At 72.7% G+C, this 12,710-nt stretch carries 8 protein-coding genes and 1 pseudogene; 2 read left to right on the top strand and 7 right to left on the bottom strand.

All coding sequences use genetic code 11. From position 1 onward, the window contains the following. Window positions 1–63: 63 nt before the first annotated feature. From ACFY1J_RS22365 to ACFY1J_RS22340, 6 genes are all read right to left on the bottom strand, one after another. The gene (locus ACFY1J_RS22365) at window positions 64–1,023 is read right to left on the bottom strand and encodes a threonine/serine dehydratase (RefSeq protein WP_390710780.1); all 960 of its coding nucleotides are present in this window, start codon (window positions 1,021–1,023) and stop codon (window positions 64–66) included. 82 nt (window positions 1,024–1,105) lie between these two features. After that, window positions 1,106–2,134 (bottom strand): polyprenyl synthetase family protein, encoded by a 1,029-nt coding sequence (locus ACFY1J_RS22360; protein ID WP_390710781.1) that lies wholly within the window; start codon window positions 2,132–2,134, stop codon window positions 1,106–1,108. Then, window positions 2,131–3,174: a tetratricopeptide repeat protein gene (locus ACFY1J_RS22355; RefSeq protein ID WP_390710782.1), complete on the bottom strand. Its 1,044-nt coding sequence runs from the start codon at window positions 3,172–3,174 to the stop codon at window positions 2,131–2,133. Before ACFY1J_RS22355 ends, ACFY1J_RS22360 begins: the two co-directional genes overlap by 4 nt. A 180-nt stretch (window positions 3,175–3,354) precedes the next feature. Beyond that, complete coding sequence (locus tag ACFY1J_RS22350) at window positions 3,355–4,032, bottom strand: AIM24 family protein (protein ID WP_390710783.1); 678 nt, start codon at window positions 4,030–4,032, stop codon at window positions 3,355–3,357. Window positions 4,033–4,087: 55 nt separating this feature from the next. Further along, window positions 4,088–5,551: a CAP domain-containing protein gene (locus tag ACFY1J_RS22345; protein WP_390731745.1), complete on the bottom strand. Its 1,464-nt coding sequence runs from the start codon at window positions 5,549–5,551 to the stop codon at window positions 4,088–4,090. Window positions 5,552–5,639: 88 nt separating this feature from the next. Further along, complete coding sequence (locus ACFY1J_RS22340; protein ID WP_390731744.1) at window positions 5,640–6,887, bottom strand: serine hydrolase domain-containing protein; 1,248 nt, start codon at window positions 6,885–6,887, stop codon at window positions 5,640–5,642. 307 nt (window positions 6,888–7,194) lie between these two features. Between ACFY1J_RS22340 and ACFY1J_RS22335 the strand changes: the two genes are divergently transcribed. After that, the gene (locus ACFY1J_RS22335; protein ID WP_390710786.1) at window positions 7,195–9,000 is read left to right on the top strand and encodes a M4 family metallopeptidase; all 1,806 of its coding nucleotides are present in this window, start codon (window positions 7,195–7,197) and stop codon (window positions 8,998–9,000) included. Window positions 9,001–9,193: 193 nt separating this feature from the next. Then, a pseudogene (locus ACFY1J_RS22330) lies at window positions 9,194–9,788 on the top strand (SGNH/GDSL hydrolase family protein); the annotation flags it as partial. Here ACFY1J_RS22330 and ACFY1J_RS22325 read toward each other — a convergent pair. Then, on the bottom strand, window positions 9,743–12,697 hold the full coding sequence (locus tag ACFY1J_RS22325; protein WP_390731743.1) for an AAA family ATPase: 2,955 nt from the start codon (window positions 12,695–12,697) through the stop codon (window positions 9,743–9,745). The pseudogene ACFY1J_RS22330 and the gene ACFY1J_RS22325 overlap by 46 nt on opposite strands. Window positions 12,698–12,710 lie beyond the last annotated feature (13 nt).

The raw sequence follows: 12,710 nt of genomic DNA, 5'->3' as shown, positions 1-12,710 counted from the left end.
CGGCGAATTTCCCCGCCTCGACCTGCGGGTAACCAAGGGTAAACATTCCGGTGCGGTGCCGCCTCAACACAGGCCGAATTGTTCGCTCCACTTCTTGACGTCCCCGGGGCTCGTGTTGCCCCCGCACACCACCAGCCCGAGCCGGGCGCCGTCGCCCACCCGGTCCAGCACCTGCCGGGCCGCGGGCAGCAGACAGCCGGCGGCCGGTTCCGCCCACACCTTGGCGTGCTCGGCGAGGTCGAGGCAGCCCCGGACGGCCTCCCGGTCGGGGACCACCAGGACCTCGGTGACCAGGGCGCAGACATGGTCGTACGTCAGCTGCGACACGCTCGGCGCGCTGAGCGTGGTCACGATCGACGACAGCGCGACCGGCACCGGCCCGCCCGCCGCCAGCGCCTCGGACATGGCCTGGGCGCCCTCCGTCTCCACGCCCCAGATCCGGACGCCGGGGCGAAGGGCGCGCAGCGCGGCCGCCACACCGGCGATCAGACCCCCACCACCGATGCTGACCAGCACGTCCGTCAGCTCACCCGCGTCCGTCGCGAACTCCAGGCCGACGGTGCCCTGTCCGGCGACCACGACCGGGTCGTCGAAGGGGTGGACCAGGGTCAGCCCCTCGTCCCGCAGCCGGTCCATCAGCTCGAACGCGCTGTCCATCCCGTCGGTCAGCCGCACCGACGCCCCCGCGTCCCGCGCGATCGCGACGGACCGCGCGGGCGCCGTGCGCGGCATGACGACCGTCGCCTTCACATCGAGAGCGGCGGCCATCACCGCGAGGGCGATGCCGTGGTTGCCGCCGCTGACCGCCACCACGCCCGCGGCCCGCTCGGCCTCGCTCAGCGACAGCAGCTTCGCGGTCGCGCCGCGCGCCTTGAACGAGCCGGTGCGCTGCAGCAGTTCGAGCTTTGTGGTGACCGGGGCGCCGAGCAGTGCGGACAGGCCGGGGCTCGGCACGGTCGGGGTGTGGACGACGTGTCGGGCGATCCGCTCGGCGGCGGCTTCGATGTCCGCGATGTCGATCAAAGAAGTTCACCCTCTCGGCGCGGGGTGAGGGATCGCGCCATCTGCACCCTGACTCGGCGACACGGTGCAGGTCAACACGGTTTCAGAGGTCGCGGCGCAGCAGGTGGTCCAGCAGGCGGCGCAGCTGAGCGGCGGCCCCGGGAGCGAGCGGCGCACCGGCGAGCGCCGACTCCGCGGCGGCCGTGTGCCGGCGAGCTTCGGCGAGCGCCGCCACCCGGCCGCCCGCCTCCTCGATCAGCGCGGCCGCCGCGACCGTCTCCCCGGTGTCGAGCAGCACGGCCAGGCGCTCGGCGGCGGGGGAGGAGAGCGCGGCCAGCACCGGGAACGTCTTCTTTTGCTCGCGCAGATCGCCGTGCACGGGCTTGCCGGTGACGGCCGGGTCGCCCCAGATCCCCAGGACGTCGTCGATCATCTGGAAGGCGATCCCCAGATGCCGCCCGGCCCGGTCCAGCGCGGCGGCCATGGTCTCGGGAGCGCCGCCGAGCGTGGCACCCAGCGCGGCCGCGCAGCCCAGCAGGGCACCGGTCTTGTGCTCCGCCATCGCCCGGTACTCCCGCGGCCGGACCCGCTCCGGACCGGTCCAGGGCCGGGTGCTGAACAGCAGGTCGTCGGCCTGCCCCCGCACCAGGTCGGCCAGGGCCGCGGACAGCAGCCGCAGCGCCGGCGCACCGCCGGGGCCGGTGGCGAGGGTCTCGACGGCCAGCGCGAACAGGGCGTCCCCGGCCAGTACCGCGGGGCCGGTGCCGTAGGCCTTCCAGACGGTGGGGCGGCGGCGCCGGGCGGTGTCGCCGTCCATGATGTCGTCGTGCAGCAGCGAGAAGGTGTGCACCAGTTCCACGGCGACCGCCGCGCCGACCCCGGCCCGCCCGGGCGCGCCCGCCGCCTCGGCACCGAGCACGGCCAGGGCCTGCCGCACGCCCTTGCCGCCCGGCGCCACGGCGGGTGCGCCGCCGATCTCGCACCAGCCGAAGGAGTAGGCCGCCATCTCACCCACCCATGGGTGCAGGCGCCCCACGGCGTCCGCCAGCGCGGGCCGCACCAGCTCCCGGCAGCGGTCGAGGACCTGGGACGCGGAGGGCGGTGCCTGCACCGCCGAGTCGAGCGCCGTCACCGTACGGCCTTTGCCGCGAGGAGACCGAACTCCTCCTGGGCGCGGGCCACCATCTCCCGTGCGTGCCGCAGCCCGCTGCCCTCCAGCGTCCGGGCCAGATCCGCCAGTTCGGCGACCGTCTCGGCACGGTCGCGGCCGAGGCGGGCGCGTGACTTGGCCAGGCCGAGCCGGGCCAGCGCCTCGCCGCGCGGCTCGCGCATCGCGCGGAACTCCTTCAGCGCCTGCTCGTACAGGTCCCGGGCCTCGCTGTAACGACCGGCGCGATAGAAGACGTTGCCGCGCATCTTGTGGTTGTAGGCCAGTGCGCTGGTGAGGTTCATCGCGCGGCACATGGCCTCCGCCTCCGACAGCAGCTCCAGCGCCCGGCCGGTGTTCCGGTCGCGCACGGAGAGGATGTCGGCGAGTCCGCGCAGGGCCCAGGCGTGACCGCGCCGGTCCTCGGCCTTCGCGGCTATCTCCGCCGCCTCCTCGAACATCGCGTACGCCGTGTCGTAGGAGCCGGTGTTGCGGTGCATCTGCGCGATGCCCTCCAGCGCCCACACCGTGTGCCGTGCCTCGCCGCGCCTGCGGGCCTCGGCCAGGAGCTGCTCGTGCAGCCGGCCCACGGCCTCGTAGTCACCCTGGATACGCCCGGTCTCCGCGAGTCCGGCCAGCGAGTAGCCCCGTACGACGATGTCGCCGCCGCGCTCGCCGAGTTCGGCCGCCAGCCCCAGCAGCCGCCAGGCCAGCGGGAACGCGCCGCGCTGCCGGGCCAGCGTGCCGCCGCTCCACAGCGCCCAGGCCATCGCCGCCGTGTCCCCGGCCTCCCGGGCGGCGCGGTAACTCGCCTTCCACGCCCGGTCCGCGTCGCCCACCTGACCGAGCCGCCGGTGCGCCTCGGCGACGGCGAGTCCGCAGCGCGCCGCCTCGTCGCGCCGTCCGGCCCGCTCGGCCTCCCGCAGCTGCTCGGTGCCCGCGGCGAGCACGTCGACCAGGGAGGAGTTCACGGACAGGGTGGTCAGGGCGCCCTGGTACTCCGGGGCGGATGCCTTGCCGTACATGGATGCCTTTCTCTGTGCGGGGTGTATGCACGGCATGTATGCACTCTATGTATACGCGCCGTGTATAGTCCGCCGGAAATGTGCCCTGGCCACCCGGGCCAGGGCATCACCTTGTTGTCGATCAAGACGCCGGGAAGAACGGAGGGGTTGCCTCCGAGACGCAGATCACTTTGCCGTGGGTCAGTGCTGCTGCGCCTTCTGCGGTGTCGCTTCGCTCGGGCGGACCACGACGTATCCCTCGCCCTGCAGCATCAGTTGGACGGCCTCCCCGGAACCGCCGCGCAGCATCGACCCGATGGACTGGGAGCGGTGCAACGACGTCTGCAGGTGCGCCGTCCAGCCCACCACCGCGTCCGTGTCGACGTACACCGGCTGCTGCGCCGAGACCGGTATGACCAGCGGGTTGCCCTCGCAGACCAGGCCGAGTCTGCCCTGGCCGGTGAAGACGCTGTTGAACAGGCCGCCCCCGGCGATGCCCGAGCCCTTGACCGTCTTGATCTCGTACGACAACGAGGCGTCGAAACAAAGGACGTTGCGGCCGTTGACGGTGAACTCGTCGCCGGGCTCGACCTCGACGATGAAACAGTTCTGCGCCTCGTGCGCGAACCACGCCTCGCCCTGGCCGCGCACCGCCATCAGCGGCAGCCCCTCACCGGTGACCGCGCGCTTGAGCATGCCGCCCACGCCCTGCCCCTTGCGTTCGAACTTGAGGCTGCCGCGATAGGCGACCATCGCGCCCTGGCGGGCGAGCATTTCGCCGTTCACCGCGTACTTGAGGCACTTGGCGTTCTCGACGGTCATGCCCGGCTCGACGGCCGGCTGCACCATGTGCGTACTGGAAAAGAGATCACCCTTCATGCGGGCATGGTGTCCCGGAGGGGACCGTTCCGCCAAGATCGCGGACAGTGCCGGCTCAGGCACCGAAGAGCTGGGTCCAGTACGTGCCCGCACGGCCGCCGCCGGCGAAGCCGACACCGATGTGGGTGAAGCCGGGTTTCAGGATGTTGGCGCGGTGGCGGGGGCTGTTCATCCAGCCGTCCACCACCTCTGCTGGGGAGCGCTGACCGCAGGCGATGTTCTCGCCGATCGTGCGCCGGGCCGAGCCCGCGGCGGCGGCCCGGTCCCACGGCTGGGAACCCTCGGGCGCGGTGTGGGAGTAGAAGTCGCGCGCCACCATGTCCGCGCTGTGCGCCTGGGCGGCGGTCGTGAGCAGCGGATCGACGGCCAGCGGTGGCAAGTCGGCCCGGCGGCGCTGTGCGTTGGTGAGCTCGACGACCTCGGCGCAGGTCCGGTCCAGGTCGCCCGCGGCGAGGGGCCGGGCCCACAGGGCGGTCCAGTACGTGTCGCCCGTGCGGCCGCCGGTGGCGTACGCCAGGCCGGCCTGGGTGAAGGCGGGGTCCTGGAGCGTGCGCCGGGCCTCCTCGGTGCGCAGGCAGTACGCGATGAACTCGGCGGGGGTGCGCGGTCCGGAGACCAGGTGTTCGCCGACGGTGACGTAGGTGTATCCGGTGGCCGTGATCCGCTGGTGGACCGAGGTGCCGTCCCGGCTCTCGCCGCCCAGGCGTCCGTCGGCGGCCATCGCGGCGGCATGGGCCCGGGCGGCCGAGACGAGACGCGCGTCGAGGGTGACCGGCCGGGAACCGGACCGGGCGCGGGCGGAGTTGACGAGGCCCAGGAAGCCCTCGGGATCGGAGGCGGGGACGGCGGCCGGCGCCGGGGGCCGCGGTGAAGGGAGCCGCGGTGAAGGGGGCCGCGGTGAAGGGAGCCGCGGTGAAGGGAGCCGCTGTGAAGGGGGCCGTGGTGGAGCGGGCCGTGCGGAAGGAGGCCGTGCGGAAGGGGGTGCCGATCGTTGCTCCGGCACGCTCGGACGGTGCGCCGGTGCCGTCGGCCCGGGCCGGTCCTCGGCCACGTCCACCCCGAAGTCCCGGGCCAGCCCGGCCAGTCCGTCGGCGTACCCCTGCCCGATCGCGCGCAACTTCCAGCCGGTGCCCCGGCGGTATATCTCGGCGAGCAGCAGCACGCTCTCGCGCTGCGGTCGGGGCGGGGCGAAGCGGGCGAGCGTTTGGCCCCGCGGATCGGTGACCCGCAGCTCGGACGCGGGCAGCCGGCAAAGGGGCGTGTCCGGCTCGGCGGCGCTGACGGCCACGGTGACGCGCACGGCGCCCGGGCGCAGCAGCGCCGGTTCGACGGTCAGTGTGTCGCCGCGCAGCCGGACACCGGGGGCGGCCGGCTGGTTGTAGAACACGAAGTCGGCGTCGCTGCCGACCCTGCCCTCGCCCCCGGTGATGAGCGCCGACACGTCGAAGGGACCGGGCACCCGCAGGATCAGCGAGCCGCCCGGAAGGGGCAGATTGCCCCCGGGAACCAGCTCGCTCATCGCGCCGCCCAAAAGTGGTGGGACCTCGGCCCCGGTGGGGAGCCGTCCGTACAACGTCCGGGCGCGGCGAGCTGGTTCCCGTCCTGCCTCAGTTGCGTGCCACCGCCGGCGCGGCGTCGCTGTTCCGCCCGGCGACCGCCGCGTCGCGCGGCGCCTTCTTCGGCTTGCCGCAGAACGCCGACTCCAGCGTGCCCGCCATCGTGTCGAGCACGGTGCCGTTGTTGGAGGTGGTGGCGACCGCGGCGAGGCTGCGCCGGCCGTCCTTGGTGGTGAAGGCGTAGGTGTAGTAGCCCTGGACGACGCCCGTGTGGCCGTACACCGAGATCCCGCACGACAGGGTGCGGCGCCGCAGCCCGAGTCCGTACGCCGTCGTGCTGTTGACCGGTGTCCAGCGTTCCATCTCGGCCAGGCGCGCGGACGAGGTCAGCCGGCCGCGGACCAGGGCCGAGTAGAACGTGTTCAGATCCCGTGTGCTGGAGATGATGGCGCCCGCGCTCTGCGCCCAGGACAGCGTCTGCTCGGTCGCGTCCACCAGGGGGGCGCCGGCCGTGTCGGGGGTGAGGTAGCCGCGGGTGTAGCGGCCCGGGAGCTTCTTGTCGGGGTGGACGTAGAAGGTGTCCTTGAGACGCAGCGGCTTGAAGATGCGGTTCTCGTACTCGGTCCGCACGGGGTGGCCGGTGAGCTTCTCGATCAGCATCCCGGCGACGACGAAGTTGGTGTTGGAGTACGAGTAGGCGGCTCCGGGCGCGTTGGTGCGCGGCTTCGCGAGGGACAGCTTCACCAACTGGCGGTAGGTGAAGACCTTGTTGCGCACCGACTCGAAGCCGGAGACGGAGCGGGCGAACATGTCATTCGTGTAGTCGTACAGCCCGCTGCGATGGCTCAGCACGTGCCTCACCGTGATCCGGTCGTCGGGCAGCAGGCCCGGCAGATAGCGGTTCACCGGGGCGTCCAGGGTGAGCCGGTGCTCGTCGGCCAGTTGCAGCAGGACGACGGCGGAGAAGGTCTTGGTGACGCTGCCGACGCGGAAGCGGTCGTCGCCGCCGATGGCCCGCCGGGTACTGCGGTCGGCGAAGCCGTAGGTCGCCCGGTACATCGCCCCGTTGTCGTCGATCCGCGCCATCGCGCCGGGCGCGCCCTGCGCGACCGCCGACCGCAGCACGCTCCGCAGACCCGCGGTGTCGGGTGCCGGTAGCCCGGCCGCCGCACCTGTGCGCGCCTGGCCGGCCGTCGTCCCTGCGTGCGCCTGGCCGGTCGCCGCCCGTGCCGGCACCGCGAGGAGCGCCACCACGACCGCTCCGAGCACCGCGCCCTTGCCCACCGTTGCCGAGACCATCCGTTGCCTCTCCCATCTCCGCGGTTTTCAGTGCGAGATCGGTCACATTCCGCCGAGGGAACCTACTCGCAGCGGGTCACATCTCCACAGTTGACACACAGTTGGTCAGCTGTTGATCACCCTGCGGCAGGCTTTTGCAAAGGATTGCCATAGAACGCCGCGAAATCGATCATTCCGGCTTTACGTGGACATGACTTATCCGTAAGGCTTTCGTCCGGGGCCCGACCAGCTCCCATGGTGCTCAACAACGCCATGTCGCAAGGCGGTTGGTGATCCCGGCCGCCTTCGAACGAAGGAACCCTGATCAGTGCGTAGACCGCACATACGCAGCGTGGCGGTTGCCGTCGCCGTGACGACGGCCGCCACGGGCCTCGCCGGTACTGCATTCGCGGGTCCCTCCACGGGGGTGGAGCACGGCGTGACGTCGCAGGCCTCGACGGCTGCATCGGTGGTGTCGGCGGCGCGTGCCGCCGCCTTCGCCCACGCGTCGGCGACCGGCGTCTCCCAGGGCGACCAGCTCCACGCCCAGGACGTGATGATCGACCCCGAGGGCGCCCGGCACGTCCGGTTCGTCCGGACGCACAACGGAATGCCGGTGCTCGGTGGCGACCTCGTCGTCCACCTCTCCCGGCAACTGGCCTACGCGGGTGTCACCCGCGCGGCCGACCACGCCGTCGAGCCCGCCGCCGCACAGGCCAAGCTGACCGCCGAGCAGGCGGAGCGCAAGGCCGCCGCGGCCGCCAAGGGCGACGCGGGCACCGCCCAGCTCGTGGTGGACGCCCGTGAGGGCGCCTCGGCCCTCGCCTACCAGGTGACGGTGACCGACAGCGGCACCACCGAGGGCAACGGCGCCCGGACCGTCGTCGTCGACGCCGTCACCGGCAAGGTGCGCAGCAACGCGCCCGTCAGCGACGAGTTCCTGTCGCCGAAGCTGCTCGACACCCTGCAGAAGCGGGGAGAGACGATCGACCCGGCCACCGGCCTCGGTACGCAGGGCGCCGGCCTCGCCGGGTCGTCGCTGTCGTCGGCGGCCGGCGCCACCGGCTACCCGAAGACGGTGGCGGGCACCGGCAAGTCGCTGTTCGTCGGCACGGTCGGGCTGACCGTCCAGCAGACGGCCCGTACGACCTTCCTGCTGAAGGACCCGAACCGCTACGGCACCGAGACCCGGGACGCCAAGGGGACGCAGACCGAGAGCTTCGGCGCCGGCAAGAAGATCACCAGCTCCAGCAAGACCTTCGGCAACGGCACGACCTCCAGCCGTGCCAGCGCCGCGGTCGACGCCCAGTACGGCATCACCAAGACCCTGGACTTCTACAAGAAGACCTTCAACCGCAAGGGCATTGCGAACAACAGCAAGCCCGCCAAGGGCATGGTGCACTGGGGCAAGAAGGTCGCCAACGCCTTCTGGGACCCGACGTGCGGCTGCATGCTGTACGGCGACGGTGACGGCACCATGTTCAAGAAGCCGCTCGTCGTCCTCGACGTCACCGGTCACGAGCTGACCCACGGCGTGGTGGACGCGACCGCGAAGCTGGAGCCGACCTTCGTCGACGAACAGGGCAACCAGTACGGCGAGCCCGGCTCGCTGAACGAGTCGCTGGCCGACATCTTCGGCTCGAACGTCGAGTTCTTCACGAAGAACACGAAGGACACGCCGGACTACCTGATCGGCGAGAAGCTGGGCCTCCAGCAGAAGTTCCTGCGCCGCCTCGACAAGCCGTCGCTGGACCGGCTCGAGGGCACGATCGACTACTGGAAGCCCGAGGTGTACTACACCGAGGTGCACGCCGGTTCCGGTGTCTCGTCGCACGCGTACTACCTCCTCGCGGAGGGCAGCGGCCAGAAGACGATCAACGGCGTCAAGTACGACTCGCCGACCTACGACGGCGGGATCGTCAAGGGCATCGGCCGGACCAAGGCCACGGCGATCTTCTACCGTGCCCTGACCCGCTACATGGTCTCCTCGACCGACTTCCACGACGCGCGTGTCGCGACGCTGAAGGCGGCCAAGGACCTGTACGGCGCGTCCAGCGTCGAGTACAAGACGGTCGACCGGGCCTGGGCCGCGGTCAACGTCACCGCCGCGAACACGCCGGCCGCCCGTCACTGACGGCAGGCCGGTCGCACGGCAGACCAGGGTGCCCCGCCATGCGCGGGGCACCCGCATGTCGGCCCCCGGTACAACTCCCGTTCCAGCAACCGCTGTTTCTTTTATTGACAGCGGAAAATAATGGCCCCGCCGCGATCCAGTCGTTCATCACATCGACCCCCGTCAACGGATCGGGCAGGGGCTGGGCCGACCCGACCTCGACCGCCGCTGGCCCGACTATCCGGCCCGGCGGCTGCGGTCGGCCGACGGCACCGTCAAGGGCGTGGCCGACGAAGGGATCTCCGGCAACAAGGTCCTGGCGAACGGTGCCGGGCAGAGCGCCCTGCACCGTCTGGACCGCGACGTCCTGTCCCTGCCCGGCGTCCGTACCGTCTTCCTCTTCGAGGGCGTCAACGACCTCAAGGCCCACTCCGGTGTCACCGCGCAGGACTTGATCGCCGGGTTACCGCGAGATCGCCGACCGGGCACACGCGGCCGGGAAGTGCGTCGTCGGCGCGACCGTCGGCCCGTTCAGGGGCTGGTCCGAATGGGATCCCGCCGCCGAAGCCGTACGTCAGGAGGTGAACCGGTTCATCAGGAGCGGCGGGGAGTTCGACGCGGTCACCGACTTCGACCGGATCCTGCGCAGCCCCTACGACCCCGAGCGGATCCTGCCCTTCTTCGACGGGGGCGATCATCTGCATCCCAACGACAAGGGCATGCAGGCCATGGCGGACGCCGTCGACCCGGACCGGCTCGACTGTCACCCGGAGGCGGTCGGCTCCGGGGTGATCAGGCCCTCGCGGTAGGCGATCGCCACCGCCTCCGTGCGGCTCGCGGCGCCCAGCTTGGCGAGGATGTTGGAGACATGGACGCTCGCCGTCTTGCCGGTGATGAACAGTTCCTCACCGATCTGACGGTTGCTGCGGCCCCGCGCGAGGAGCCGCAGCACGTCCTGCTCGCGGGCGGTGAGCGGTGAGATGCGCTCCTCACCCGACGGGGTGTCCGCGAGGCGGCCGCGGCGGATCAGGGCGTCGATCCGCCCGAGCAGCGGCGCGGCGCCCAGCCGGGCGGCCGTCTTCCGGGCATCCAGCGCCGGGGCGGCCGCCTCCGCCCGCCGGTCGGACGCCAACAGGGCCTCGGCCAGTCGTATCTGACACCGCGCCCGCTCGTACACCTCGACGTCCTCGAACGCCGTGACCGCCTTCTGCCAGGCCGCCGGGTCCGGCCCGGACCCGGCCCGCGCCCACTCCGCCTCGGCGCGGGCCAGCCACGCCAGGCCCTCGGGGCCCTGCGTACCGCCGTCACTGCCCCGCTCGGCCGTGGTCCGCGCCAGCTCCACGAGCTCGGCCGCGGTGTCCGTCCAGCGCCGGAGCCCGGCCTCGTCACCGGCGCCGCGCAGCTCGGCGGCCCGGTCGGCCACGGCGGCCAGACAGAGCGCGGCCAGCCGGACCGTGACGTCGGGGCGACGGCCCGCGTCGTCGGTGAGCGCCGTGACCGTCGCCCGCATCCGCTCCACGGCCGCCTCGGCATCGCCGTCCAGCGCCGCGGCGTCCGTGAGCGCGATGCCCGCGACCAGCGTCCCCATCCAGTCGAACGGCCCTTCCAGCAGGGCGCGGGCCCCCTCGACGGCTGCCCGGTCGCCGCGCGCCAGCGCCACGTACAGCACGGGACCGGCCGCGTAGCCGTCCATCTCCGTGGCGTCCGTGTGCGCCGTGCGCACGCACTCGTCCCAGCGGCCCAGCGTGTACAGCACCAGCAGCCGCAGATAGCGCATCTCGCGCGGATACGGCGAGGACAGCAGCCCGGCACGACGGGCCCGCTCCAGCCCCTCGTCCAGCCACGGCAGACACTCCTGGAGGTCACCCGACTCGAAGCAGCCCACGGCGAGGTTGAACAGCGCCCGCATCTCCACGGGCGCATGCCCGGCGCCCCTGGCCAGTTCCCGCGCTTCCCGCAGCCGCTCACGGCCCTGCGGGGTGCGGCGGCCGCCCTCTTCGAGACCGGCCAGGGAGATCAGCAGATCGGCCCGGGCATCGGTCACCCCCAGCTCCTCTGCGACGCGCAGCGCCCGGCGGGCGACCCGGAGCGCGGCCTTGTCCTCGCCGACCTGACGCGCCGCCATGACATGCGTCGCGGCCGCCCACACCCACGTCCGCGACGGCGGCTCGGCCGGGATCATGGCGAGCGCCTCGCTGCTGTACTCGAAGGCGGCCGTCAGACTGTCGACGCTCAGCAGATTCCCGGCGAGCATGTAACGGACCCGGGCGGCGAGCTCGGAGTCGGCGTCCTGGCCGACGCCGGCCAGCGCGGCCCGGGTGAGGGACACCGCCCGGTGCGAGTCCCCGGCGTGGGCGGCGGCCGCCGAGGCGCGCAGCGTCAGCGTCACCCGGTCGGGACCGGCGCCCGCCGGCCGCGCGGCCGGCTCCACCGAGGGCCACAGTTCCAGCGCGGTCTCCAGGTGCCGCAGCTCCTCGGCGGGCGCGCCCACCCGCTGGGCGTGGTCGGCGGCCTCCAGCGACGCGGCGAGCGCCTCCGGCAGATCGTGGCTCTCGCGGTAGTGATGGGCGCGCTCCGCCGCGCTCTCGGCCGTCCGGCCGCTCGCGGCGAGCAGCCGGGCGAACGCGCCGTGCAGCCGGGACCGTTCACCGGGCAGCAGATCGGCGTACACCGCCTCGCGCGCGAGGGCGTGACGGAAGGAGTACGTGTCCGCGTCACCGGGAACGAGCAGCTGCCGACCGACGGCCTCGCGCAGCGCCGACTCCAGTTCGTCCTCCGGCAGTCCGACCGCGTCGCGCAGCAGGTCGTGGCCGACGCGCCGCCCGGCGACGGCGGCGGTGCGCAGCACCTGCTGGGCTGTGTCGGACAGTTGCTCGACCCGGATGAGCAGCAGGTCGGCGAGTCCGCTGGGCACCCCGTCGGCGTCCGCGCCGGTCGCCGCGACCAGCTCCTCCACGTAGAAGGCGTTGCCCTCGGCGCGCCGCACGATCCGGCGGACGGTGGCCTCCGGCAGCGGACGGTCCTGCAGCGCCCGGACCAGCCGGTCCACCTCGGGGTCGGCCAGGGGCCGCAGTTCCAGGCGCTCGACGGAGGGCAGCCGGACGAGTTCGGCCAGCAGGGGGCGCAGGGGGTGGCGGCGGTGCAGGTCGTCCGCGCGGTACGACGCGAACACCGTGAGCCGGTGGGCGGGCGCGCCGCCCGCCGACCGCTGCAGGATGCCGCGGCTGAGCAGGAATCTGAGCAGGTCCCGCGAGGACTGGTCGGCCCAGTGGAGGTCCTCCAGGACGACGAGCAGGGGAGCGAGGTCCGCGAGGTCGGCCAGCAGTCCCGCCACGCCCTCGAAGAGCCGCAGTCGGCCGTCCGCGTCCCGCGCCGTGTCCGTCCCGCCGCCCAGCAGCCGGTCCACCACCGGATGCGCGGCGACAGCGGCGGCGAACCGCTCGTCGGCGGCGAGCGCACCGAGGATCTCGGTGAACGGCAGATACGGCAGACCGACGTCACCGAGGTCGACACAGTGTCCGGTGACCACCGTCGTCCCGGTCCGTGCCGCCCGCTTGGCGGCCTCGTCCAGCACCCGCGTCTTGCCGACCCCCGCGTCCCCGGCGATCAGCACGGCGCGCGCCTCGCCGCGCCGGGCACGCTCCAGCACCCCCGTGAGACGGTCGAGTTCCTCGTCCCGGCCGATCAGCGGTGGTGTGGTGAAGGCGGTCTGCGGCACGGACCCATCCTGG

The sequence above is a fragment of the Streptomyces sp. NPDC001406 genome, from assembly GCF_042895285.1.
Taxonomy (GTDB): domain Bacteria; phylum Actinomycetota; class Actinomycetes; order Streptomycetales; family Streptomycetaceae; genus Streptomyces.
This window is presented reverse-complemented; position numbering and strand designations above follow the sequence as displayed.

Bases quoted from the DNA above. Each gene is read 5' to 3' on its own strand.
- ACFY1J_RS22355 (WP_390710782.1), bottom strand. From the start codon at position 3,174: ATGTACGGCAAGGCATCCGCCCCGGAGTACCAGGGCGCCCTGACCACC.
- ACFY1J_RS22350 (WP_390710783.1), bottom strand. From the start codon at position 4,032: ATGAAGGGTGATCTCTTTTCCAGTACGCACATGGTGCAGCCGGCCGTC.
- ACFY1J_RS22345 (WP_390731745.1), bottom strand. From the start codon at position 5,551: ATGAGCGAGCTGGTTCCCGGGGGCAATCTGCCCCTTCCGGGCGGCTCG.
- ACFY1J_RS22340 (WP_390731744.1), bottom strand. From the start codon at position 6,887: ATGGTCTCGGCAACGGTGGGCAAGGGCGCGGTGCTCGGAGCGGTCGTG.